A 25,661-nucleotide genomic window follows, 5' to 3' on the forward strand; every position below is an offset into this window, starting at 1 on the left:
AATGTTTGATAAAATTTTATCATATCCCGATATGGCACAAAAAAACCCCCTGGAGAAACAGGGGGTTTTAGTGTTAAGATATTGATTATTAACGTTTAATCGAGTTAAGCTCGTTTAACATTTCATCAGCAGTTGTGATGATTTTTGTGCTCGCAGAAAATGCTCTTTGTACCGTAATAAGATTGGTAAATTCAGCAGCAAGATCAACTGTAGATGCTTCCAGAGTCGATGGTGCCACCAAACCTGCACCACCTTTACCGGCCAATTTTAAGTCACCTTCACCGGATGCATCGGAAATTGTGTAACTGTTTCCTTGTCTTCGTGTAAGACCATCGGGATTTTGGAAAGTTGAGATTGGCAGGATAAAGACATCTCTGGCAAGACCGTTGTTAAAGAGGGCCGTCACAATACCTTCTTCATTCACGGAGACGCCAATAACACTACCGAATTTTGCACCGTTCGCGGTCGTTGAGATCACAGTTGATTCTCCGGCGAATTCAGAAATACCGTCGCTTTGTCCATCTGATCCAAGATTAAATGAAATTAAACCTGGATCCGCTCCACCTCCCCAGTTAATTGTCAACGGTGCAAGAAGGCTAGCTGATGTGCCGGCAATATCAATTGTACCATCGCCGTTAAAGGCAATTTGCCCAGCCGCTATTTGACCGGTACCTGGTAGAGATTGAACTCCAAGGTCAGAGGCAGGGCTTACAAAAATTTCTGCGTTCCACAAATTATCTGTCTGTTTAAGGGCAGCAAAAGTGACTGTATGAACGCCACCTTTTGCGTCATAAACCTGAATATTTGTCTGGAAATCAGGTTTGGTCCCCTGAGTAGCAGGAACTATACCGGCTGATATATCGGCATCATAACCTGCCATAGAACCAGCAGCAGTACCGGAGTTATAGGTTGCCCCGGTCACGGCAGCGCTAATGGGCTGGGATGATTGTAAGTTAGCCCGGATTGCCACGTCTGTTGTCGCTTCAGCGGTAATTGTGAAGTTTGAAACGTTGATAGGTGTTAGATTGGCAATATTCACTGTCGGCGGGTTACCGTTTGAATCAAGCTGATAGCCTTGCAGATAAAGTCCTGCAGTATTTTGCAAAAAGCCGTTATCATCCGGCGTAAAAGATCCAGCACGAGTGAAGGATATTGTTGCATCAGGATTTTGGCTGTTTACCTGATTCGAGACCACGAAAAAGCCACTTCCGTCGATACTTAGATCTGTTGCCGAGGTTGAACCCTGCAACAGACCCTGATGACTGATCAAGGCTTGAGGTTTGGCAATTACACCACCAGGTGAATAGGAAGCGGTGGAATTGGACTCAGTTACGAGTGAAGAGAATTTAGCTTCTGTACCTTTATAGCCCACGGTATTAATGTTCACGATATTATCGGAAATCATACCCATGGCGCTACTGTTCGCGGCCAGACCGGACACTCCGGAAAAAAGTGATGCGTAAAGACTCATTTTGGTACTCCTTTTCTAATTGAATGACCTAATTGTCAGACAGTTGTTTCTTTAAATTGTTTTGCGTTTCACGCATTATTCAGTACCGCTTTCTACCGGTGTGGTTTCTTGTTTAATGTCTTTTACTGTAAGAACATTTGTTGGTGATGTTAAAAGACCGTTTGCGGCAAGTAATACGTTACCGTTCACGGTTTCAAGGCTCTCAACTATTCCTTTTGAATAAATACTAAAATCCACTTTCTCGTCATTTGGAGAAATGGCCTCTACTTCAAGTGTGTAGATTTCTTTTTCCGTTCCTTCAGGAGCGTTCCAGACGAACTGATGCAGACCGGATTTCAATTCACCGGTTTCAGAGTGAACCTCTAATCCGTTTTGATCTTTAACAATCAGCTTTGTTGTTTTGGTTGGCGCGCTTAGGGCATATTCCCATTTCACGGTACCATCGTCGCCCAAACCAGCTTTATCAGAAGCGATGGTAACTTCCTTACCAAGGTAACCGACTGCATTTGTTGTTGTTAAAGCCTGATTTTGCGCAATCAGGCTTTCCAGATTTTTATTGGTTGCGATAGACTGTTCAACACCAGTGAATGAAACAAGTTGTTGTGTGAATTGGTTGGAATCCATCGGCGCCAGCGGATCCTGATATTGCAGCTGCGTGGTAAGCAGATGCAGAAAATTATTAAAATCTTTTGCAAGTGTGGCCGTGGATGCACCAGCAGTTGACTGTCCCTGACTTCCTGTTACTGAATTAATATCCATTTTACTTCCTTTTCTTACACACTTATATCAATAGCCTGATTTGAATATCCCAGGCTTACATATTGGGGTAGGTCAACTTGCATAAATTCTTCACTCTTCATCGGCTCACTGAAATGTCTGCCTGAGGAAGTGAATTGTTGCGAATTTTGTTCCTGACTTTGTTTCATGAGTGAAAAACTCATCTCTTTCTGTGATAGATTTATTCCTGCATCCTGAAGCGCTCTTCCAAGAGAGTGCTGGTCACGCTGAAGCATTGATAAAGTTTTTTCACTTTCGACCATCATTGATGCATGCATTTTACCATCGGCCATAAATTCAACTTTTACATCGACCAGTCCCAGTTCTACCGGATGAAGTCTGATACTGAAATTATGATGGCCACCACCAATATTTCTGTTTATGGCTACTGTAATTTGCTCATTGATCATTCTGGTCATGGCTGGATTATCAGCTTTTAAAATGCCGATCTGGTGTGTTGCTGCATTTTGTGTATGGACCTGCTGCGCTATCAGTAAACCACCATTGGCAATAAGCGGTTGGCCATTTAGAGGGTTATTTTGGGGTAGCAGAGTCTCGAATTTCTGCCCATTCGTTCCCAAATCAAGCTGAATATCACTTTTAGCGGCATTTTGGGTTGTTGATGCTGTGGTGATATTCTGATTTTCTTTACTTATGGAAGCTGCTGTGTTCGCAGGAATCTGAGCCGACTTTTTCCCTCTTACAGATGATAATGAATCTTCTTCAATTTTGCGAGAAGGCGATAGAGTCTGATCATTCTTGGCATTCTGGACCGCAGCTTGAGGGAGTAATTCAGCATGCGAGCTTTCATCCTTATTATTCAGGACGGGCTGCTCGGAATTCACATTGGCTTCAGTTGAATTTTCGTGATTTGATTTTGCCGCATCAGAAATTATTGTGCCGGCCTCTTGTGGCAAAATGCTGTCCGGCGCGGAAGTATTATTTTCATCAGATTTTTTTCCGGCTTCAGTATTTTGTGTCCTTATTTCTTTTTGTTCATTTTGTGTATTATGGACAAAATCCGAAAACTCATTTTGGGAAGACTTCAAATCTGAGTTTTGTGCATAGTCTTCACCCGCCGTCTTATCTACCTGCGTTTTGGCATGATTACTGACCACATTAGAGTCAGGACCATTGGGGTTTTTCTTCTGGTTATTTTCAGAAATTTCAGGCAGTTTTTCTTCAGGCTTACTTTCGTTTCTTTCTGATCTTTCAGGGTTAACAGTTCCAGTGCTGGCAGGGATAGTGCTATTGGCACTGCTTTTGGTTTCCTGACCTGTTTCAACATTTTCTTGCACATTTTCATTGATCGCTTCATTGCTGTCATTTGCTAATTCTTCAGGCGATAATGAAGTTTCACCTAAATTATGAGTGACCTGAACTGTTTCACCAGCAGTATTCCCGGCATTGAGTATATTTTCATTAGTTTCATTAACGGTTTTCTGATCAGCTTTTATGACATCAACCTGAGGGGCTGCGACCTGCTCAATTTTTTCTTCGTCGATAAATTGTTTCTGTTCATCTTTGTTTTTGACATCAGTTTTCTCAGAAGCAACGAAAGTTTTTTCTGTGCTCTGTTCTGCTTCGTTAGAAGGTTCCTTATCTTTAATAATCTTTTTATCGACACTTTGATTTTCAGAACGACTTTCAGTTTTGCTTACAGAAGTCTTTTCCTTTTTTACCGCATGGTCATCAAGGTGATCAGAAAATGATTTTTCATATTTCCCATCGGAATTGTTACTGATTTCGGATGTGCGCTCCTTTGCATTAGACGTGCCAACAGATGATGCATCAGGTCTTCTGATGCGATCACCCGCCTGGCTCGCTGGAGGAAGCTCTTTCAATAATATTTCAACACTCGTTGTCATATAGAATTTAATCCGAATAATTTCATTCGGTCAGTTAAATGCAAAAAGAGGGCCAGATTCAATTATCAATATAACTCATTGATTATAAATGATTTTATTAGATGATATAATTTAATAAATTCGGTTTAGGCAAAAGATTCCGAGAGTGAATGTACGTTTTTTACCTAAAAGAAACAAAAATTGCCCAGGCTTAAATTTAAGGAGGAGAAGCGCCAAGAATAGATGATTTAATCAATTGGCATTAACTTTGCATATAATCAGACGAATGAAGAAATTCAAAAACCAGAAATTTTGAAATATAAAGTAGTGTTTAAGTCTAAAAAATGAGTTTTTGCAAGTAGTTAGGAAGAAAAAACAGTGTTTGATAATAGAGCTTACAGTTGCAGGAAAATACCAGGGCATTTATTGGTCATAATACAATTTTGCTTTTTAAGGCAACTGTTGCCTAGTCTTCTGAACCAAATTGCACTGATCGGAGAAGAATGAAATGACCATTAGTTCTATCATAAATAATTCTTTGACTGGTCTATTTACCAGCCAGGCGGCCCTTCGGACAATTTCTGATAATGTTGCCAACGTCAATACGGAAGGTTATGCCCGGAAGGTTGTGCGTCTTGACCCGAAAATTACGGGTGCACAAGGCGCGGGTGTTGAAATTTCCGGTATAGAAAGAGTGGTCGATAAATTTCTTGTAAAGGCGACATATGAGACGCAAGCTGATGCGGCAAGATACGAGCTGGAAAATACTTTCCACTCCCGGATGCAGGCATTGCTTGGCCGTCCTGATGCCAATAATTCCTTAAGTGGCAAAATTAATGATGTATTCGATTCAATTTCCGAGCTTTCGTTAAACCCGCTTTCTACCATTTTAAAAGAAAGTGCAGTCTCCAAAATCAATTCTTTTGGTGAAGAGATTGGCATGCTTGCTGAAAATATTCAGACCATGCGCCTTGACGCCAGCAACCAGATTGCGGAAACGACGGCCAAAATTAACAGCCTTTTGAAGCGGATTGATTTTCTGAACCCCCTTATCGTTAAGGAAACAGTTTCAAGCGGTGATGCCGGTGCGCTGATTGAACAACGGGCACAGGCGTTAAGCAGCCTGTCAGAACTTATCGACATTAATATTATCGATGCCGGCAATAATAAAATAGATATCAGTACCAAATCAGGGGTCTATCTGATAGGAACCACCCGTAGGGAGCTTCAATATAACCCGCCAGGTACGGTTTCACCGTCAACCCCGTTTCCTCCAATTAATATATATGATGTGGATCCTACAACAGGTAATCTGTCAACAACCGGTCTGACACTGGATCAGAATGTTTCTTCTGGGGAACTCTATGGACTTTTGAATTTAAGAGATAATGACCTGGTGGCAATGTCAGAAGAACTGGGTGCCCTGGCGACCGGCGTGATGACTGAATTTAACCGGGTTCATAATGAAAATACGGCTGCACCACCACCAAATAGTCTGGTTGGAATCAATACAGGTTTAGGCGCGGCAGATCCCCATAATTTTACCGGGCAAAGTACCTTTGCAGTAACAGACAGCAGCGGCAATCTCGTCAATAGTGTAACCATTGATTTTGGATCTGTCGGGCCAAATATTTCAGATGTTATTACGGCAGTGAATGCCGGACTTGGCGGTAGCGGAACGCTGTCCATGACAGATGGCGTTTTAAGTTTTACGGCGGCTGCGGCAACGAACGGCGTATCCATATCACAGGTGGCAGGAAGTGAAAGCGACAGGGCAGGGAAAGGGTTTTCCCACTTTTTCGGAATGAACAACCTGATCGAGGCAAGGTCAACCGGGCTGTATGAGACCGGTGTGGTTGGCACTGACGCACATGGATTTAATGGCGGCGGGACAATCAATCTCGAAATTAACGGGCAGGGTGGTACCAAACTTGCCAGTTATACTATGACCATTACCGCCGGGCAGACATTCAATGATATTATCAATGATTTGAATTCGAGCTCTCTTGGCTATTACACAACATTTTCCTTAAGTCCGAGTGGTGAGCTGATTTCAACCCCGAACACCGGATATGAATATACAAGAGTTCATGTTAAATCAGATTCAACCTCACGCGGCACAACAAGTGTGCCACTTTCTGAATTCTTTGGTATTGGTAACCGCTATCAGATTGATGCCGCCTTTGATTTTGGTGTGGTAGATAGAATAGCAAATGACGTTAATCTGCTCTCCCTGGCAAAATTTGACGATACCGCCCTCGTTGGCGATACCGCCATTAGTTTTGGTGATCAGCGTGGCGGTATAGCTTTACAGGAACTGGAAAATCAGAACGTAACCATTAAAAAAGCCGGTGGTCTGAATGCTTTTTACAGCACCCTTGGTCAGTATTCAGCGGCGGTACTTGCCGATTTCGGGTTCAGGGCCCAGCTAGCCGAAGATTACAGTGCGGATAGCAGCACTCTGCTTGGCGAGCTTAATCAAAGAAGCCAGTCCATTTCCGGGGTAAACGTTGACGAGGAACTAAGCAATATGATCGTGTTTCAGAATGCCTATAGTTCAAGCGCAAGAATGCTGTCCGTAGCTCAGGATTTATTCGATGAAATTCTTGGTATTGTATAATTATAAAGACAGGATAAGAACATGACACGTGTATCAAGTTTTGGCCAGCAACAGGTAATGCTTAACAGCATTCTGAATAATCAGGCACAAATGTTTAAAGACCAGAAGCAGGTTGCCTCCGGAAAAATACATGAAACCTATAAGGAATTTACCGGTGAAGTCAGCACTTTGCTTGGCTCAAAAAATCTTCTTGACCGGACACAAAGTTATATCGGCGCGGCAACCCATGTGAAGAGAAACCTTGATGTTAATAATCTGCAGATGGAAAATATAATCGGCAAAGCGGAAGATATCCGTCAGTCAATCCTTGAATCTCTGGCCCAGGATAAAACATTTGTTTTAATGGACACAATCAAGGAAGCGTTTGGATCTATGATTGCGTCCTTTAATACGGATATAGGCGGTGTCCACATTTTTAGCGGTGGACGCACCGACATAAAACCGGTGACTGCCACAGACTTAAGCGATCTGGTTTCAGCCGCGTCAGCAAGTGATCTTTTTCAGAATGATCAGCGCAAAGCGATCGCAAAAATCGGCAAAAATACCAATATGGAATATGGGCTTTTGGCCGATGAAGTGGGAACAGGCATTTTTGCCGCCATTAAAAATATTGCCGACTTTGATAATCTGACACCGATATCAGGTGATCTGACCCCGGCCCAGAATACGTTTCTTGAAAGCCAGCTTGCCGTCTTTGATGCGGCGATTGATGATCTTCGGATCGTCAGTTCTAGCAATGGCATGCGTTACGGCCGGGCAGATGAGCTGCTGACAGAGCATCAGGAAAAGGAAACATTCATGCTTAATTTCATTTCCGATATTGAAGACGTCAACATGGCCGAGGCGATAACCCGGGTCAATAACGATCAGATAGCCCTTGATGTTTCCTATAAGTTGACATCGGACCTTTCAAAAATGTCACTGCTGAACTTTATTTAATTAATGGCTTAAAGTCTTGCAGTTTCCCCTAAAGAGTATTATGTGACGGGGATGCGAAATGAAAATTTAAACAGTCTTGGTATAAACAAAGCCCCCGAAGACACACGTGTTGTCGTTGCTATGTCAGGCGGGGTTGACAGTTCTGTTGTTGCCGCCATGCTCAAAGAACAGGGCTATGATGTGGTCGGTATCACCCTGCAGCTTTATGATCATGGCGTCGCTATTCAGAAAAAAGGGGCCTGTTGCGCCGGTCAGGATATTCATGATGCTAGACGGGTTAGCGAAGCCATTGGTATACCCCATTATGTGCTCGATTATGAAAGCCGGTTTAAAGACAGCGTTATGGAGGATTTTGCCGACAGTTATATTCGCGGTGAAACCCCGATCCCCTGTGTTCGCTGCAATCAGGAAGTTAAATTTAAAGACCTGCTGCTCACGGCCCGTGATCTTGACGCCGATGTTTTGGCGACGGGACATTATGTTCAGCGTATGGGGGATAACCAAAAAGCGGAAATGCACAAGGCGGTCGATGATTTTAAAGACCAAAGCTATTTTTTATTCGCAACAACCCAGGAACAGCTTGACTATCTGCGCTTTCCGCTTGGCGGAATGGTGAAGGAAGATGTGCGGGAACTTGCCGAAAAATACGGTCTTAAAGTGGCCAATAAACCGGATAGTCAGGATATATGTTTTGTCCCTGAAGGGGGATACGCCAGCGTGATTGAACGCTTAAGACCGGGTGCCGGAGAGCCGGGTGAAATTGTTCATCTTGATGGCAGGGTGCTTGGAGAGCATAAAGGTATCATTTATTATACGATCGGGCAGCGCCGGGGTATTGGTGTCGGCGGCGGCGAGCCGCTTTATGTCGTACGACTGGACCCTGATAAAAAACAGGTCATTGTCGGCCCCAAGGAAGCCCTCGAAATTTCAAAAGTTTATATAAAGGAATTGAACTGGCTGGGGGATGAGGATATTCCCGAAACGGGTAAGAAAATATACGTAAAAGTACGCTCAACAAGGCCGGCGGAGCCGGCAACTCTCTTTCCGGGAAGCGGGAAGGATGATTCTTACTTTATTCTGGATAATCCCGAATATGGTGTTTCCGCCGGACAGGCGGCCGTCTTTTATAATGGGCAAAGACTTCTGGGCGGCGGCTGGATTGTTCGTGCCGTTTCCGCATATGCGGCATAAGTTAAAATATGTGTTTACAGCTATTGGACAATTCTCTATAAGATGCCGGGTTCGGCAAATAAAGAGTCGACCATAAATATTTTGGTAGGGCGGGGTAGCTCAGCTGGTTAGAGCAGCGGAATCATAATCCGCGTGTCGGGGGTTCAAGTCCCTCTCCCGCTACCAAAATTGAAAAACGCCTCTAATATTATTCTTCCCTAATAAAACCAATTCAATTAATCTGCTTCCATAGGGTAAATCTGGGAAAGAAAAGTATGGTATTTCATTATCTGCAGCGACTTGGCGCGTACACGGGGTATAGGGGCGCGAGATTTTTAGGAAGAAACCATTCACCACTCAGTTCATTTTCTAGCGAAACAATAATCCATGCACCTGAAGAAAAGGGCTATTATCTGCCGCCTGTTACGCTGGATGGACAGCTGGAACGTGCCACAGGTAATTTCTGGCGCCCATTAGATGAGGTGGTCATCAACGCTGTGGAAACCGAAAGTACCCATACAGCGACAATTTTATACAAGATAGATAATGTGACCGTTGATAATGGCTTCCTCTATAAGGGGGGGAATGCTGATTATTTAAGTTCCCTCGGCCCGCCGAAATTTGAAAAACCCAAGCATAAGACTGAAGGTATATTATGCAGTTCACCTGCCGGGTCACTTTATTTTGGCTGCTGGATGTATGGGGATAATCTTCTGGACGGAATTGCAAAAGAACGTGATCAGTATGCGATAAAAGTCATGCCGCATAAGAATTACGTTCACCTGCCGGAGGCAAATCAGATACTAAATCTTTCTGATCAATATATAAACCAGCCAACGACATTCGATCATATATATATCATTGATGATGGCGGATATAACAAAAATAAAGTTGAGCGGATTAAAAATCTCAGAAAACTTTATCAACAATCAGCAAGTTCAGTAAAAGAAAAAAACAGATATGTTTATCTGCTACGGGGCAAGAGTGCCAACCCCAGAATATTAAGTAATGAAAAGGAAATCACAGACTATCTGGCATCCTGCGGCTTTAAAATAATTAATCCCGAACATATGACATTTGGCGAATTAGCAGACGAGATATCAGGATGTGAAATTGTTTTGGGCGTGGAAGGCAGTCAGCTTACACATGGAATACTAGGATTAAAAGAAGGTGGATTTGTTATACAGCTGCAACCCCCTTATCATTTTCAGCCAACTGATCGTCCAAGATGTGAATCAGTTGGCGTGAGATGGGGATATCTGGTGGGTTTTGAAAATGACAAAGGGTTTGAAATCCCTCTCGATGATGTCAAAAAACTGCTTGGGAAAATTTTATGAAGTTATAATATGATGAACTTTATAAAGTATTTGGGATTGGTAAAGCTTTATGGGGCACCATCAAATGATAAATCCAATGGTGCCCTCATTAATATTTTAGAATTTTAACACAACCCCGGCAGAGCCGCCAAGAGCTGAAGAATCTCCGTCAAAATCCTGCCAGTCACCTTGCACACGGATCGCAAGAGTATCAGAAATAGGCACTTCGGCACCAATTCCCGCTCTAATACCGTCACCACTTGAGCTTGCTGCAGCGCTTGCCCCGCCGGATACGGCTTTTGCTGAAATATCATTCCAGCCATATCCAGCCATAATAAAGAAAAGCGCCTGTTCTGTGGCAAAGCCTAAAGTGGCGTTAAGACCATATGACACATCAGCGTCCAATCGGGCTGATACACCACTGATGGTATAAGTTTTATTGGCTGTATTTGAATTTACAAAACCTTCAATACCGGCAAGTACGCCTTCAGAAATTGCGCTACGAAACCCAAAAATACCGCCAAAAGTAGCACCACTCATTTTATCATCTGTTTTTCCACCGAAAGCAGAGGTGTCACCAAGGGAATAGGAATTAAATCCTACCATCGCACCAACATATGGCCCTTCAAAACGACTGGCGCTATCCTGTGCGGAAGCAAAACTGGCCATGGATATAAAACACAGCGCAGTACAAATTATTCTAGACAAAGCAAATCTCCTGTTATTTATATTTAGTTTTAAAAAGGAGAATTTCTAAACTAAGTTAGATAATCCCCCATTTCAGTTGAAGGATTATTTAAACAACATCCTTCAAAGTTGTAGTGTATGCTATTTATACACGATAGACAAAATATATTTAAACTATTAAATTTCTCTAAATTATTGATACAATATATTATATCATTACATAATAGTAAAATAGAGCGTTATGGGTGCTTTTCTGAAGTTATTTATTACTTGAGTTACTTAGACACTCTCAAGTTTGGCGATTTCCCGGCAGACGGCATTAAAATGGTCAACATCGCTTTGATTATTAAAGAGTGATGCGCCGATGCGGATTTTTTTGCCTTCGTGCTTATAGCTGACCTTAATATTTTCATTCTGATAAAGTTCGCGAACCTTGGCATTATCCTTGCCATGAAAAAAGGAAACAATGGCAGAGCGGTTTTCTTCCGGTGTGTCGGTCTTAAGGCCGATATTGACAAGATTATCACGGATCTGATGGGCAAGCGCGACAGTATGGGTTTCAATATTTTTGACACCGACCCTGTTAATATAATCAAGGGCGGTACCAACCACTGAAATAGCACCGAAGGCCGGGGTGGCCTGGCCGTATTTGGCGGCATCGGGATAGGACCTGAAATCAGTGAATTTTTCCATATCATAAACGGAGAAAGTACCAAGCCTGTCCGCTTTGATAAGCTCAAGAAGATCACGCCGCACATAGAAAAACGCCGTACCATAGCTCGCCAGCAGCCACTTATATGTGCCGCATCCCATAAAATCTATATCGGCTTTTTTAACGTCAAGTTCAAGCATGCCGACGCCCTGAATGGCATCTACATAAATATAGGCATTATGGGCATGGGCCAGATCGGCAAGCGGTCGCAGATCATGGCAAAGACCATTTTCATGGGAGACGAAAGACACGGATACAATACGCGTTTTATTATCAATAGCCGCTTCAAATTCCTTGAATGGGATACGGCCTGTCTGATCGCTTCTGACCATTCTGACTTCAACACCGCGGGTTTTGGCAAGATGATCATATAAAATATAAGACGCATTATATTGAAGATCATCAGTAACCACATTGTCACCGGCTTTTAGATCAAGATTATTAACGACAATATTTTCCGCTTCTGTCGTGGCCTGGATCAGTCCAATCTCGCCCTGTTCGGCTCCAACCAGCTTTGCAAATTTGGCTCTTACTTCTCTTCCCTCAGCAAGAAATGGTCCAATACTTTCAGCCGGGTTGCCACGGTCTTTATAAAACTGGACACCGGCATCAACAACCTGATTTGGAGAAACAGAATGATAAGGCGTATTTAAATAATTGGTCGTCTTTAAAATCGGAAAGTCATTGCGGACACCAAGTGGGTCAATATCCCGCAAAGTGGCGGCCCGTGCCTTGCCAAGAAGAGGGGAGGCAACAACAGCTGCCGTCCCCAGATTGACAAAATTTCTTCTTGAAATCTTCATGATGTTGATCTTTTTATAATTATTCTTCTTTTAAATCTTCCGCAGTGAATTTGGATGCCGGATCAATAATAAAATTTTTCCGGTTGGGCATTTTTATCGCTGCCAGAGATTTTGCATCCAGCGTCAGGTCAGGGTTCTTGATCACACCTGTTTCATTAAGCAGATAGGCGACAAGCCCGTATACTTCGTCATTGCTGAGTGTGCCCGGGTCGGTCAGCGGCATGGCGCGGTGGATGAAATCAAACATGGACGTCGAATGGGGAAGTTTGGCGATGGCTCTGCGGCCCTCCCGCATGGACTGGGTACCCATTTCACGCATTCCTTCCAGATTTTCACCGTGACAGATTGCGCACTGCACATCAAAAACCTCCTTGCCCAAAGCAACATTGCCGCTGCCACTTGGCAGGCCCTGGCCATCAATATGGATATCTGTTTCATAGCTGGCAATTTCGTCGGCACTGGCGTGATGACCAAATCCGTATTTTTCCTGTGCACTGGCATAGAGCGTTCCAAATGACAATCCGATGGCAACAGTGCTTAAAGCTATTATTTTTTTTCTATTATGAACGGACATTGGTAATCTCCCCGTCTTGTGCGATGTGCCAGTTTTGTATGGCGTTATTATGCATCATGCCGATCGGGCCCTGAAGCTTGTACATTTCCTGATAGGTGGGTTGAACATATCCTGTATCATCGGTTGAGCGGGACATGATCGTTGTTTCTTTCCCGTCCCAAGTCCAGGGAAGTGTGAAGCGGGTATGACATTTTGGCAGGACCGGACTATTCAGATTGGCAACCTGCCATGTGTTGCCGTTATCGGTTGAAACTTCAACCTTTTTGACAGTTCCTTTTCCGCTCCAGGCCAGACCGCTTATTTCATAAAAGCCAGGACCATCCAGCTTCATTCCCCCTGATGGGGACGTGATGACAGATCGGCCTTCCATGAAGAATGAAAAGGCACGGATTTTATCATCCGGTCTCGGGTCGGCATATTCCGTAACCTCATGATGTGTCCACCATGGCTTGTCGCTAAGCTCAAGACGGCGGATCCATTTAATATTCATATTGCCCTCAAATCCGGGCACAATAAGACGAAGCGGGAAGCCCTGTTCTGGCCTAAAAAACTCGCCATTCTGGGCATAGGCCAGGAAAGCATCATCCATGGCTTTCCAGTAAGGAATGCTGCGGGTCAGTCTTGCCCCGTCGTCCCCTTCAGCCAGGATCCATTTAGGATCGCCTCTAACGCCGAGCTCGCTCAGCAGCAATTTAAGAGAAACCCCTGTCCATTCCGAGCAACTGGTCAGACCGTGTGTTTGCTGAACTGTTTTACCGCGTGGGGCCATCCATTCCCCCATACCATTTCCGGCACATTCCAGAAAATGAAAATGACTAACGGACGGGAAGCGTAGCAGGTCTTCCATGGTGAAGATTCTGGCATCATTGACCATTCCGTGAATAAGCAGTTTATGCTCACTCGGGTCGATCTCGGGAACACCGCTGTGGTGAACTTCAAAATGCAGACCTGATGGTGTGACCATGCCGCGGCTGTTTTGCAGCGGTGTAAAACCGCCACCGCTTAAACCGTTGGCGGAACCTCTCATTTTAGCATCTTTAACAAATGGGGAGCGGCTTGCGTAAGTGACACTGGAATCAATAGTATCCCCTGGACCGCGGCTTGGTATGAGTGTCGTTTCCTGCGCCAGTGAGCTGCTGGCAAGCAGGGCAGCGCTGGATGCCATACCAGCCTGAATAACCCGTCTGCGGGTTGGATGGATATTTGAAATGTTTTTCATCGTTGAAAGATTTTTCATAGGGGTGCCTCTATCCTTTTTACCTGATAAGTTATGTAGAGTTCGCTCACCCTACAAATTCACGTATCCTGAGACAAGTTATACTTTAGTTGAGTATGACTGTTTCCGACTGATTAAGCAGGGCTGTTATTTTTTATTAAAGGAAGCTTAGTCCCATTTATGGCTAATTGCAAGGGAGCTAAAATTTGTTTTTAGAATGAAAAAAGCCCCGCCAGGTTACCCTGGCGGGGCTTTGGAAGACAGTTATCGTTCCTTAATTTCTGTTGCCCATAAAGCGTAGCAGATAAAGGAACATATTGATGAAATCAAGATAGAGGCTAAGTGCGCCCATAATGGCTTTTTTGGAGGCAATTTCACTATGGTCGCTTTCAAGATACATCAATTTAATCCGTTGTGTGTCATAAGCGGTCAGTCCGGCAAAGATCAGCAGACCAATGACAGAAATGACAAAGTCCATCATTGTTGACTGCATGAACAAATTCACCAGGCTGGCGATAATCAGGCCAAACAGACCCATGATCAGGAATGAACCAAAACCGCTTAAATTTTTCCTGGTTGTATACCCATAAAGGCTAAGGGAACCAAAAGCTGCGGCCGTAATGAAAAATGTCTTGGCAACACTTGCACCTGTATACATAAGCAGGATGTTGGATAGGGACAGCCCCATCACAACAGAGAAGCCCCAGAATACCATCTGCATGGTCGAAGCCTGCATTCTGTAAACCCCGAAGCTCAGCGCGAGCACAAAGGCAAGCGGTGAAAACATTACGATATAGCCCAGCAATGTTGGTGCAACCATCCCACCCTGAACGGAATAGAACAGATTAAGCAAAGCCGGTGTGTTTGCGGTCACATAAGCCGCGAGGCCGGTCAACGCCAGTGCGGAAGCCATGTAATTATACACAGTCAGCATATATGCGCGCAGGCCCTCATCAATCTCGGCTTTTTGCGCAGGCGATACTGAATAATAATTGTTACGGTCAACCATTCATTAAAATCCTTTCAATAGGTTAATACCCTGTAAAATGCTACTGTATCATATATTGTACTTGACGTATATATTTTCAAGTCTTTTAGAGATGATGTTCTCTTTTTATATGTTTTAGAAATCCCTGTGAGGCGCGTTCAATAAAATCATAGGCTTTATCGAAATCCTCAATGTCGCCGTAATAAGGGTCAGGGATTTCAGTGATTCCTGGGCTGTTTTCGGCAAAAGACATAAACAGATGCAGCTTATCCTGATGTTCGGGCGGGCAGTGTTTTTTCATCATGGCAAGATTGTCGCTATCCATGGCGAGGATATAGGTGAAATCAGCAAAATCCTGCGGGCTTAGTTTTCTTGCTCTTAAATCGCCAATATCAATGCCATATTTAAGCGCTGTCAATTGTGCCCTTTTGTCAGGAGGGGCAGCCATATGAAAACCAGCGGTTCCTGCTGAATCAATATAAATTTCTTTTGTGAAGCCGTCTTCAATACCTGCCTTGTTGGCCAAATGTCTGAATACACCTTCGGCTGTGGGGGATCTGCATATATTGCCCATACATACAAAAAGGATCTTAACCATCTGATTATATTTCCAAATTATTTTTACTCAAGTCTTACTTACCTGGAGCCGACTATAAAATTAAATTGTCTATATACGCAATAATTATTTCAGATATTCCTGGTTTTGCTGCGGTTCTTTGTTGCTTCGCGATAGGCAATGAATAGGGTCGACGAACAAATGATAATACCGCCACTTATGGTCCATATATCAGGAAATTCGGAAAATATTATGTACCCTGCCAATGCGGCAAAAATAATTCGCAGATATTCAAAAGGGGTTACCAAAGTCACATCGGCATATTTATATGCGCTGATCATTGAATATTGGGCGCAGAAAGTTGTTATACCAAGCCCAGCGATTAAAAGCAGCTGTTGCGGGGTTGGAGTTATCCAATAATAAGCCGCCGGCAGTGCGCAAAGAAGGACAGTGGCACAATTGGCATAGAGTACCATGGTCGTCGGATTGTGATTTTTTGTAAGCATTTTAGACATTATCGCCAAAACAGCCATTGAAAAAGAAGACGCAAGAATAGACAGATGGGCCCATTTTAAGCCACCCGATGATGCATTGTCCCAGGGATGGAGTATGATCAAGATACCGATGAAACCGAATATTGTTGCGGTCGTTCTGCGGAATCTGATTTTTTCTCCCAGAAAAAGAGCGGCAAGAATGATCAAAAATAGCGGTTTGGAAAATTGAAGCGAAGTCACTTCAACAAGCGGTAGCCGGGATACTGCGTAAAAATTACTCACCACGACGAACCATGTCAGCGCCGAACGATAGGCCATCAGTTTTGGACTGGTAGTTATAAAAAGTGCACTGCCCTGCCTTAAATTAAGGAGCAGCGTAATGATCACTGTAAATGTGCAGCGGATCATAACCACTTCAAAGGTATTAAGGTCCTGCCCCAGTTTTTTTATCAATGATGCGCTGGCTGTTACGATTAGACAAAATGCGAGCACAAATAAAATGCCCTTAAAACTGTTTTCCCTGGGTGATTTAATGGTTGGCATCATTGGCCTTCATGTATTTTAAACTTTTGGCTACCCAGAAGTATTTAACGTATGTCGACGTCAAGCCAGTCTTCTATCTCATCAAGGATTTCAGGATTGGGGAGGTCTTCTTTCTCCATCATCAAAAAAGCAAAATTGTCGGCAATAATTTCTTCCGGGTGAATATCGAAGTCTGTATTGTGACCGACTTTTTCGTAAAAATCAGGGACTTCATCATGTTTGTAAATGCTTGGGGAGCCGTCAGCTTTCAGGACTGGTTTGCAAATATCATTATTCACCGTTACTTCCAGCAGATCACCGCTGATATGCCCGTCAAATCCACGTTTTACTGTCGGGTCAAATCCGTCATATGTTGTATGAAGATAAGACATGACATAAGTATCTTTGCCGTTAATCTCCACAGGAAGATAATATTCAGTAAATGGCGCTTCAGGATTTCTAATTGTATATTTATCAACTTCTTCATTTGGCTGGAAATCACAATGCTGGAAGCCGATGACTTTATAAAGCTCGGCACTCCTGCTTCTGTTATTTCTGGAGATTATATGAAAAATCTGATGGAAAAACAGCTTGGTTGAGAGGGATCTTTCTCTGACAGGGGATACAAAAGCATTTCCACGTGTATGTGGAATTCCGCTTTCAACAGCTGACGTTACTTTTATGAAATAAACAGTTTTGGGAAGCAAATGGGCAATCTTGGCCAGCTTCTTTTTTTGTGTAACGAGCAGAGCTTTCATAAGCTCTTTTTCCGCTTCCGGCCATTCAATTACATTTGCAGCATAAAATGCTTTCAAATCATCAATGGTTTTGTCGGCAGTTGGAGAGCCGATCTGAAGCGCAATTTCAATCGGTTTCATATTTCTTAAATATTCATCATCCGCCGTCAGAATTCTGATTGCTGTTTCCTTAGTCGCAAACTTATAGTCTGTTGCATAGGCAGGCATCGAAATGAGCAGAAACATTCCCATTAACATAAGAATGGTAGATTTTACCTGTACCATCAATAACTTATCTCTTTTTACTTATTATTTTTTTATGATCCCAAAATCATAATAAGGTATTTTATAACATAATAGAATTATATTGGTAACAATTGTTTATCAATTTTAAAATTTGCTTCTGTACGTTTTTTTACATCATCTATTGTAATTTCAGGGGCCAGTTCAATAAGTATTGGCCCATTTTCGTCAATTTCAAACACACCAACATCGGATATAATCATATCGACAACTTTAACGCCAGTCAGGGGCAAAGAGCATTTTTTAAGAAATTTGGCGCTGCCGTCTCTGGCGTTGTGATCCATAATAACGACAACTTTTTTAACCCCGGCAACCAAATCCATGGCACCACCCATTCCTTTTACCATTTTGCCCGGAATCATCCAGTTTGCCAGATCACCTTCTTCAGAAACCTGCATCGCTCCTAAAATACTAAGATCAATATGTCCACCACGGATCATGGCAAAACTGTCTGCAGAAGAAAAATAACTGGTCCGTCTCAGTTCCGTAATTGTCTGTTTCCCGGCATTAATAAGATCGGGGTCTGCTTCCCCTTCATATGGGAAGGGGCCCATTCCGAGCATACCATTTTCGCTTTGTAATGTGACATCCACGCCTTCTGGAATAAAATTTGCTACGAGTGTCGGGATTCCAATACCCAGATTCACATAATAACCATCAACCAGTTCCTGGGCCGCACGTTTTGCCATATCTTCTCTTGTCCAGCTCATGGTTATATTCCTTCTTTTTTAGTTCTGGTCGTTAGTTGTTCAATACGTTTTTCCAGATCTTTTGAAACGATAACACGTTGCACATAAATTCCCGGCGTATGAATCTGATCCGGGTCCAGTTCGCCAACCTCAACAAGCTCCTCAACTTCAGCAACGGTAATTTTTCCGGCGGTTGCCATCATCGGGTTAAAGTTTCGGGCCGTTTTTCGATATATCAGATTACCTTCGGCATCGCCTTTCCAGGCTTTAACCAGTGAAACGTCAGCTTTTAGTCCTGTTTCCAGGATAAATGTCTCACCTTCAAACTCTTTATGTTCCTTTCCATCAGCAACTAGGGTTCCAACGCCGGTTTTGGTATAAAATCCGGGAATTCCGGCTCCGCCGGCCCTGATACGCTCTGCCAGGGTGCCCTGCGGATTAAATTCCAGTTCAAGTTCCTGTGCCAAGAACTGCCTTTCAAATTCCTTATTCTCACCAACATATGAAGAAATCATTTTTTTTATCTGCCGTGTTTGCAGGAGAAGTCCGAGCCCAAAATCGTCGACACCGGCATTGTTGCTGATCGCAGTAATCTTCTGTATGCCACTATTACGAAGCGCATCTATTAAATTTTCAGGGATACCGCAAAGGCCGAAACCACCTGCCATTATTGTCATTCCGTCAAATAATATGCCTTCAAGTGATGAAGCGGCATTTTTGTATATTTTGCTCATAATTATATGACCTTTAATAATTAGTTTCATATGTAACAAAATGACAGTTACAATATTTATTATCATTTGGCTATGATAAACGCTATTTGCTTCTATAAATAGCTTTAATTATAAGATTAGGAGGGTGTCAGAGTTGACAAAATATATTAATTATTCAAAATTCTGACAAAATTAGTTTATAACGTTACACGAATATTTGTTAAGGTGACAAAAGTAGTAAATAAAAGGAAGACCAATGATTAAAATTATGACGTGGTTATCAATAGCCATTTCATTAGTAGCCCTGTCAACAGTAAACGCCAGTGCGGATAGCCGCCAGCTTCTCAGCAGTTTTAAGGATTGGGATGCTTTCGTCCTTAAAACCGATTCTGGTGAAACCGTATGTTATATGATCTCGGTACCCAAAGTTAAATCACCGAGTTCACTAAGACATGGAAATCCTTTTATTACAGTTACTCATAAACCAGCCAAAGAAATCCGGAATGAATTTAATTTCATTGCTGGATATAAATTTCAAAAAGGCTCAACAGTAAGGATGATTATTGATAAATCCGCAAAGGATAATCTTTTTACCTCTGAGGATGGTGCCTGGGCTTATGATTCAAAACAGGATGATGCCATCGTAGCGGCAATGAAACGTGGAACCAGTCTGACTTTGGAAGCGAGAAGCGGTCGCGGCAATAAAACAAGTTACCAATTTTCACTTTCGGGCTTTACAGCGGCGCATAACGCCATTACAAACGCCTGCCGTTAATTACATTAAAGTAAATTGCAACACTTTATATATTAAGTGAGATAAGCTATGAAGACTTTACCTTTGGGTGTAGAGCCCGTTGTTGCCCCGCGTCATCAATTTGATGACAGCAGAAGTCTAATCGGTTTATCCCATGCAGAGGTGGCGGAAAAATTAAAAGAGATTGGTATCCCTGAAAAGCATTGCCGGATGCGTGCACAGCAAATCTGGCACTGGATATATTATAGAGGCGCTAAATCCTTTGATGAAATGAGCAATATTTCAAAGGATATGAGAGAAAAGCTGGCTCAGAATTTTGACGTGGGTCGTCCTGAAATCACAGAAGCGCTTGTATCTAAAGATGGTACACGTAAGTGGCTGATGAAATTTCCAGACGGACAGGAAGTGGAAACCGTTTTTATCCCTGAAGAAGACAGGGGCACCTTATGTGTTTCATCGCAAGTCGGATGTACTTTAACCTGTAAATTCTGCCATACCGGCACCCAGCGACTTGTTCGTAATCTGACACCAACAGAAATCGTCATGCAACTTCTTGTGGCCAGGGATTATCTGGGGGAGTGGCCGAGCCCGTCTGAAGGAAGACTGGTTTCGACCATCGTGCTTATGGGCATGGGTGAACCCCTTTATAATTTTGAAAATGTCAAAAAAGCGATGCATATTGTTATGGATGATAACGGTATTAATCTGTCGCGGCGCCGGATTACATTATCGACATCCGGTGTCGTGCCGGAAATTTATCGCTGCGGAGAAGAGATGGGGGTTAATCTGGCCATTTCTTTGCATGCGGTTGATGATGAAACAAGAAGCAAGATTATGCCTATAAACAACAAATATCCGATTGATGAATTATTGACCGCCTGTAAGAATTATGCTGGTATAAAAAACAGCCGCAAAATTACATTCGAGTATATTTTACTTAAAGATATCAATGACAGTGACGAAGCTGCCCTGAAGCTGGTCAAACTGATTAAAGATTATAAAATTCCGGCAAAAGTAAATCTGATTCCCTTCAATCCATGGCCCGGATCAGATTTTGAAAGACCCAGCAAAGAGAGGGTGGCAAGATTTTCTGACCTGATATTCAGTCGGGGTATTTCAGCACCAATCAGAACCACGAGAGGCGAGGACATTCTTGCTGCCTGTGGACAGTTAAAGTCAGAATCTGAAAAAGCACGAAAATCTGCACGTCTGTAACAATAAATTAATTTGTAGTTATGTTATAAAATTGCTTGAAATGCTTTTAGACATAGTCTATGACATTTTTTTCTTGCATATTATTTAATGTATTTAATATGCTTGATTATATACAATTAATATATTATTTTGAACATTTAATAAATCTATAGTTAGTCGTATTAATACCTATCGTAGATAATTTAAAGGAAGGATGTCCATGAGACTAACTTCATTTACTGATTATTCTGTGCGTGTGCTTATGCATGTTGCTAAAAAAAATGGGGCGCTTTCGTCTATTCGAGAAGTCTCGGAAGAATATGACATTTCAAAAAATCATCTTATGAAGATTGTGCATGCTCTGGGTAAAGGGGGATATCTGGAAACAGTTCGCGGTAAGAATGGTGGTTTTAAACTTGGTCAGGATGCCAGGAATATTAATATCGGTGAATTAATCAGATATACAGAAGAAGATATGAAAATTGTCGATTGTTTAGGTGTCAAAGATGGATTCTGTACAATACATAATAAATGTCACTTTGCATGTATAATTAACGAAGCGAGGAATGCTTTTCTGTCAACCATTGATAAATATACACTTGAAGATATTGTCAATGAACGGCGACAGATGCAACTATCCTGAAAATTCTGACATTTCCGAAAATTGAATTCATAATGAATTTTATTCTTTAACTCGGCATTATTGTCGAGTAAAAAAGAAACAATAATTTTGTTTCAAAGGTATAAACTTATGATAGCCCGTATTTTCAAGCCTACCAAGAATGCCATGCAGTCGGGAATGAAGCGCTCTAAAAAATGGCATTTTGAATATGCTCCAGAGAAAGCAAGAGATCTGGATCCCCTGATGGGATGGACCGGTTCTTCAGATATGAAGAGCCAGATAAGATTAACCTTTGACACAAAGCAGGAAGCTGTGGCATATGCTGAGCGCAATGGAATTGATTATGTTGTGCAGGAGCCGCATACACGGAAAAAACGTCTTAAAAGTTATGCTGACGTTTTTGCTTTTCGCCCTCAATAATCACCAATTATTTGCGCGCTCGTAGCTCAGCTGGATAGAGCACCGGATTTCTAATCCGTAGGTCGCAGGTTCGAATCCTGCCGAGCGCGCCAATTTACTTATTTAATATTTTTCTTTAAATTCTTTCGACCTTTCCCTGTCCTATACCATGCATTAAAGCCGGTGAAGCAAAGCAGAGCTAATGCAAACCCGGATAAGGCCACAAGAAATTTATATATAAACCCGCCGGTTTTTCCTGCATGAAGGGCATAATATGTGCGGGATACATGATAATATTCCGGCGCATGACGGTAATCTTCAAATCTTACAATTTTCTGTTTCTCCAAATCGGCGGAGAGGAAACTGGCACCAAATGGGGATAAGCCTTCCGGGTATCTGAATCTTATTCTGGCAATGGTCGGTGTTTCAGGTTTTGGCATATAAAATCGTGCCAGATCACCCTCCGGTATATTTTTAAAATAAAATCGGGTGAAATCCTCAAGATTTGCAATGGTAATGTTGGTTGGCAGCGTGCCTAGTGCCTTTTCATATCTTTGATCAAGATCTTCCTGGCTGACCACTTCCCCCAGAAATGTTGAAACTATTTTCTGACTGGGGGCATAAAATACAAGCGCGACACCGGTTAAGGTGACAATAAACATTACAAGTGCATTGAAAAAACCAAATGACCGATGTGATTTAAGGGATGATTTGCGTTTAAGATTAAATGGGATCATTTCTTTAAAATTAAACCCGCGGCGAAATGGCCACCAAATCCAGATACCGCTGATGATCATAAAAATAAGGACTATCCCGGTATAGCCCAGAATTTGCTCCCCCATATGGCCGCCCAGAAAATGAATATGCAGATCAGATAAAAATATCATGATTTCAGTCATGTTATATTTAACCGGCATTTTTTCGAGAGTGACGGGATCATAATAGGAAATGGAGCCGTTCCAGTCCCAGACACGGTACCAGGGGGCATCCGCCATCGGGAAGTCAATAAAATTAATATCTGGGCCGGTTAATTCTCTAATTGCTTTTACGGCGTCTTCTTCTTCGATTTTTTTATAGTCGGGTGTTTTTGCATCAAGTGAAAGTGAAATAATTTCAGGTCGATAAACCAGGATCGTGCCTGAAATGGCCGTTAACATAAACGCAATGCCAAGAATTAAGCCCAAGTATAAATGAATTTTTCTAAGCAGTTTCATGTTTCACTCATTCATGCGGAAAATAAAAAAGCAGAGGACCGTTTAGGTGAGGAGCGGAAGGACGGTCCTCTGCTTCATGGCATTGACCTTTAGAAGTCCACCATATATCCCAATGTAAATGTTCTGCCTATGCCACTGAAATAACGGTTATCAGTTGCAAATGAATAGGTCTGTGAATTGTAGGTTATATAATATTCATCCAACAGATTTTCGATGCCAAGGCTGATTTTACCGATCTCACTTTGATAGGTCAGGCTAAAGTCCACCAATGTATATCCGTCAAAATTACCGGCAGTGCTGGAATCAGTAATATCAAATTCACGGTCCAGATAATGGCTTGACTGAAGTCTTGCTGTTAAGCCGTTCTGGAGATCGGCCTGAACATATAAATTTACTGTATCAGGGCTGATATTTATTGAAGGTAGCCTTGTATCAATCACATTGTCGCCGTCACTGTCATAATGACCTTCAATGTTGGAATAATTTCCACCAATTTTGAAGTAATCATTGACCTGTGCACTAAGTGCGATTTCAAAACCCTTGATGCGCGTTTTTTCACGGTTGACCGAGAAAATGCCGTCACTGTTTGGGCTCAAGCGTGAGCCCAGATCAGATTTTGAAATAAAATAGCTGAATTTTGTGTCAAAAATGTCGTCGGTATAACTTACACCAAATTCAAGATTATCTGAAATGACCGGCTCAAGATCGAGAAGATTTGCCACCATGACGCCTGGGGTGCTTACTGCGCGTAGAACGCGGCCGACATCAGGCATGGTGAAGCCTTGAGAATAGGAACTGAAGAAGGTGATTTCATCCGTTGCATCAAAAACCAGACCGACATTGAACAATGGCTCAGTAAAAGATTGCGACCCTCCTTCAACAGTGAGTATTTGATAAGGGTTAACAGGATCATTACGGGTATTACCAGCTAATGTTTCATAATCATCGGCGGAAAGCTTTGCATATTCAAGACGGACGCCGCCACTGAGCGTTAGGTCAGGAACGATTTCACGGTCAAGCTGGATAAAGGGGGCTATATTGTTGAATTTTGTTTCCGGTACCCAGTTGCGCTTAGTAATATATAGTTCCTGGAATGTTTTATCATTAAGCCAGTCAACACCGGTAATTAAATTGACGCCACTACCTGCAACATTCTGAAGGTTATATGTGGTTCGTGCACCGATTTTTTGTGACGTATTTCGGGACTGCTCATAAAGGGTGCCGAATGGTGGAATAGCAGGATCCTGGAATGTTGCTGAAATACTGCCACCATAGAGTGCCGAGAAATCCTGGAAATAAATGCTGGCAGAAAACGTGCCGCCAGCAAAGTCTGTATCATCGTAAGTCAGCGAGGAAGTAAGTGCTTTGTTTATCGGCGGTGTTCCTGGTTCAACCCCTTTCAGTCCCGAAGTTGGAATACCCAGGGCTTTATTACCGTTTACGGTCACATAATTTCCGGATGCTTTCAGATTAAAGCGGTTCACCATTAGCGATAATTTACCGGTATCAGTTATTTCATAACCGACTTTACCGTATAAGTCATATTGCTTTGAGTCCTGTAAATCACCCTGAACCGAATAAATACCGACTATGTTATCATTTCCATCATAGCTGATCCCTCTTTTGTGATAGGATCCGGCAAAATAAAAATCAAACTTATCAACTTTTTGTCCGACCGAATAAAAACCCTTATAACCGAAACCGTTTGAATGAAAATCATCATCTGAGGTTAATTGAAAACCGGCTCTTTGTTCCAGTGATCCGTCATCATTTGCTTCGCGAGTGACATAATTGATGATGCCGCCCGTGGCCCCAAGTCCCTGAATGGCGTTTGAACCATGGATGACTTCCACACGGCTGATCATAAACGGGTCAATCGTATAGCTTGAGCGGGAGCCATCACGTAACGGGTTGCTTTGTGGTACACCATCAATCAAATAAAGTGGTTTACGGCCACGAAAACTTTCACCGGAACTGGTCAGTTTCTGAATACTCGGAGACAGGCTGGGAACCAGATTGCCAATTGCTGAAAACAAATCATTGGAAATGCTTAATTGGTTTTCCAGCTCGTCTTCACCAACGAGTGTAATGGTACTGGGAATGGCTTTTGCGCTTTTTTGACTGCGTGAAGCTGTAACAGTAATCACTTCATCTGAATTATCGTCGATACTGTCTTGTGCATTTGCCTGATTTACTATCACCATGGATAATGCTGACGATAAAAGGCATGTCGTTGTTGTTAAATGTCTTAAAAATACATTTTTGCGGGTAATCATAAACTCATCTTTCTTATTAATAATAATAATGAGAATGATTCTTAATAATAATGAGAATAAATATCAAC

The 25,661-nt window shown here is 42.5% G+C and carries 23 protein-coding genes and 2 tRNA genes; 10 read left to right on the forward strand and 15 right to left on the reverse strand.

From position 1 onward, the window contains the following. Nucleotides 1–88: 88 nt before the first annotated feature. The 3 genes from R3D86_07550 to R3D86_07560 form a co-directional block, all read right to left on the reverse strand. Nucleotides 89–1,471 carry a flagellar hook protein FlgE gene (locus R3D86_07550; protein MEZ5758060.1) on the reverse strand — a complete coding sequence of 461 codons (1,383 nt, stop codon included), beginning with the start codon at nucleotides 1,469–1,471 and terminating at the stop codon, nucleotides 89–91. Between the two features lie 75 nt (nucleotides 1,472–1,546). Next, a complete protein-coding gene (locus tag R3D86_07555; protein ID MEZ5758061.1) occupies nucleotides 1,547–2,230 on the reverse strand; it encodes a flagellar hook capping FlgD N-terminal domain-containing protein in 684 nt (227 codons plus the stop codon). A gap of 14 nt (nucleotides 2,231–2,244) precedes the next feature. Further along, nucleotides 2,245–4,116, reverse strand: coding sequence for a flagellar hook-length control protein FliK (locus R3D86_07560; GenBank protein MEZ5758062.1), 1,872 nt, complete (start codon nucleotides 4,114–4,116; stop codon nucleotides 2,245–2,247). A 487-nt stretch (nucleotides 4,117–4,603) separates the two neighbouring features. Between R3D86_07560 and flgK the strand changes: the two genes are divergently transcribed. From flgK to R3D86_07585, 5 genes are all read left to right on the forward strand, one after another. Beyond that, the gene (gene flgK / locus R3D86_07565) at nucleotides 4,604–6,715 is read left to right on the forward strand and encodes a flagellar hook-associated protein FlgK (protein MEZ5758063.1); all 2,112 of its coding nucleotides are present in this window, start codon (nucleotides 4,604–4,606) and stop codon (nucleotides 6,713–6,715) included. A gap of 21 nt (nucleotides 6,716–6,736) precedes the next feature. Next, entirely contained in the window at nucleotides 6,737–7,654 is a 918-nt protein-coding gene (locus tag R3D86_07570; protein ID MEZ5758064.1) for a flagellin, read from the forward strand. Between the two features lie 51 nt (nucleotides 7,655–7,705). Next, nucleotides 7,706–8,845 (forward strand): tRNA 2-thiouridine(34) synthase MnmA, encoded by a 1,140-nt coding sequence (mnmA, locus tag R3D86_07575; GenBank protein MEZ5758065.1) that lies wholly within the window; start codon nucleotides 7,706–7,708, stop codon nucleotides 8,843–8,845. A gap of 88 nt (nucleotides 8,846–8,933) precedes the next feature. After that, nucleotides 8,934–9,010 (forward strand) — tRNA-Met (locus R3D86_07580). 89 nt (nucleotides 9,011–9,099) lie between these two features. Further along, nucleotides 9,100–10,161 carry a glycosyltransferase family 61 protein gene (locus tag R3D86_07585; protein ID MEZ5758066.1) on the forward strand — a complete coding sequence of 354 codons (1,062 nt, stop codon included), beginning with the start codon at nucleotides 9,100–9,102 and terminating at the stop codon, nucleotides 10,159–10,161. A 96-nt stretch (nucleotides 10,162–10,257) separates the two neighbouring features. Here R3D86_07585 and R3D86_07590 read toward each other — a convergent pair whose 3' ends face one another. From R3D86_07590 to R3D86_07635, 10 genes are all read right to left on the reverse strand, one after another. Next, entirely contained in the window at nucleotides 10,258–10,848 is a 591-nt protein-coding gene (locus R3D86_07590) for an outer membrane beta-barrel protein (GenBank protein MEZ5758067.1), read from the reverse strand. Between the two features lie 258 nt (nucleotides 10,849–11,106). Further along, nucleotides 11,107–12,342, reverse strand: a complete 1,236-nt coding sequence (locus tag R3D86_07595; protein ID MEZ5758068.1) for an aminotransferase class V-fold PLP-dependent enzyme — start codon at nucleotides 12,340–12,342, stop codon at nucleotides 11,107–11,109. Nucleotides 12,343–12,361: 19 nt separating this feature from the next. Next, complete coding sequence (locus R3D86_07600) at nucleotides 12,362–12,916, reverse strand: c-type cytochrome (GenBank protein ID MEZ5758069.1); 555 nt, start codon at nucleotides 12,914–12,916, stop codon at nucleotides 12,362–12,364. Continuing rightward, on the reverse strand, nucleotides 12,903–14,153 hold the full coding sequence (gene soxC / locus R3D86_07605; GenBank protein ID MEZ5758070.1) for a sulfite dehydrogenase: 1,251 nt from the start codon (nucleotides 14,151–14,153) through the stop codon (nucleotides 12,903–12,905). The genes R3D86_07600 and soxC overlap by 14 nt, the downstream gene beginning before the upstream one ends. A 253-nt stretch (nucleotides 14,154–14,406) precedes the next feature. Then, nucleotides 14,407–15,141, reverse strand: coding sequence for a Bax inhibitor-1/YccA family protein (locus tag R3D86_07610; GenBank protein MEZ5758071.1), 735 nt, complete (start codon nucleotides 15,139–15,141; stop codon nucleotides 14,407–14,409). Nucleotides 15,142–15,226: 85 nt separating this feature from the next. After that, nucleotides 15,227–15,718, reverse strand: a complete 492-nt coding sequence (locus tag R3D86_07615; protein MEZ5758072.1) for a low molecular weight protein-tyrosine-phosphatase — start codon at nucleotides 15,716–15,718, stop codon at nucleotides 15,227–15,229. An 89-nt stretch (nucleotides 15,719–15,807) separates the two neighbouring features. After that, nucleotides 15,808–16,716, reverse strand: coding sequence for a DMT family transporter (locus R3D86_07620; protein ID MEZ5758073.1), 909 nt, complete (start codon nucleotides 16,714–16,716; stop codon nucleotides 15,808–15,810). A 41-nt stretch (nucleotides 16,717–16,757) separates the two neighbouring features. Continuing rightward, on the reverse strand, nucleotides 16,758–17,714 hold the full coding sequence (locus tag R3D86_07625; protein MEZ5758074.1) for a hypothetical protein: 957 nt from the start codon (nucleotides 17,712–17,714) through the stop codon (nucleotides 16,758–16,760). Nucleotides 17,715–17,791: 77 nt separating this feature from the next. Next, the gene (locus R3D86_07630) at nucleotides 17,792–18,442 is read right to left on the reverse strand and encodes a CoA transferase subunit B (protein ID MEZ5758075.1); all 651 of its coding nucleotides are present in this window, start codon (nucleotides 18,440–18,442) and stop codon (nucleotides 17,792–17,794) included. A gap of 2 nt (nucleotides 18,443–18,444) precedes the next feature. After that, nucleotides 18,445–19,155, reverse strand: a complete 711-nt coding sequence (locus R3D86_07635; protein ID MEZ5758076.1) for a CoA transferase subunit A — start codon at nucleotides 19,153–19,155, stop codon at nucleotides 18,445–18,447. A gap of 235 nt (nucleotides 19,156–19,390) precedes the next feature. Here R3D86_07635 and R3D86_07640 point away from each other — a divergent pair, with 235 nt between their 5' ends. From R3D86_07640 to R3D86_07660, 5 genes are all read left to right on the forward strand, one after another. Beyond that, entirely contained in the window at nucleotides 19,391–19,909 is a 519-nt protein-coding gene (locus R3D86_07640) for an invasion associated locus B family protein (protein MEZ5758077.1), read from the forward strand. Between the two features lie 48 nt (nucleotides 19,910–19,957). After that, nucleotides 19,958–21,103, forward strand: a complete 1,146-nt coding sequence (gene rlmN / locus R3D86_07645) for a 23S rRNA (adenine(2503)-C(2))-methyltransferase RlmN (GenBank protein ID MEZ5758078.1) — start codon at nucleotides 19,958–19,960, stop codon at nucleotides 21,101–21,103. Between the two features lie 199 nt (nucleotides 21,104–21,302). Continuing rightward, a complete protein-coding gene (locus tag R3D86_07650) occupies nucleotides 21,303–21,725 on the forward strand; it encodes an Rrf2 family transcriptional regulator (GenBank protein MEZ5758079.1) in 423 nt (140 codons plus the stop codon). Between the two features lie 108 nt (nucleotides 21,726–21,833). Further along, nucleotides 21,834–22,124: an ETC complex I subunit gene (locus R3D86_07655; GenBank protein MEZ5758080.1), complete on the forward strand. Its 291-nt coding sequence runs from the start codon at nucleotides 21,834–21,836 to the stop codon at nucleotides 22,122–22,124. 15 nt (nucleotides 22,125–22,139) lie between these two features. Then, nucleotides 22,140–22,216: transfer RNA gene (locus tag R3D86_07660), tRNA-Arg, on the forward strand. A 6-nt stretch (nucleotides 22,217–22,222) separates the two neighbouring features. Here R3D86_07660 and R3D86_07665 read toward each other — a convergent pair. Together R3D86_07665 and R3D86_07670 are read right to left on the reverse strand one after the other, a co-directional pair. Next, complete coding sequence (locus R3D86_07665; GenBank protein ID MEZ5758081.1) at nucleotides 22,223–23,260, reverse strand: PepSY-associated TM helix domain-containing protein; 1,038 nt, start codon at nucleotides 23,258–23,260, stop codon at nucleotides 22,223–22,225. A 146-nt stretch (nucleotides 23,261–23,406) separates the two neighbouring features. Continuing rightward, nucleotides 23,407–25,521 carry a TonB-dependent receptor gene (locus R3D86_07670; GenBank protein ID MEZ5758082.1) on the reverse strand — a complete coding sequence of 705 codons (2,115 nt, stop codon included), beginning with the start codon at nucleotides 25,519–25,521 and terminating at the stop codon, nucleotides 23,407–23,409. Nucleotides 25,522–25,661: the final 140 nt, after the last annotated feature.

It is taken from the genome of Emcibacteraceae bacterium (assembly GCA_041396985.1).
In the GTDB taxonomy this organism is placed as follows: domain Bacteria; phylum Pseudomonadota; class Alphaproteobacteria; order Sphingomonadales; family Emcibacteraceae; genus Pseudemcibacter.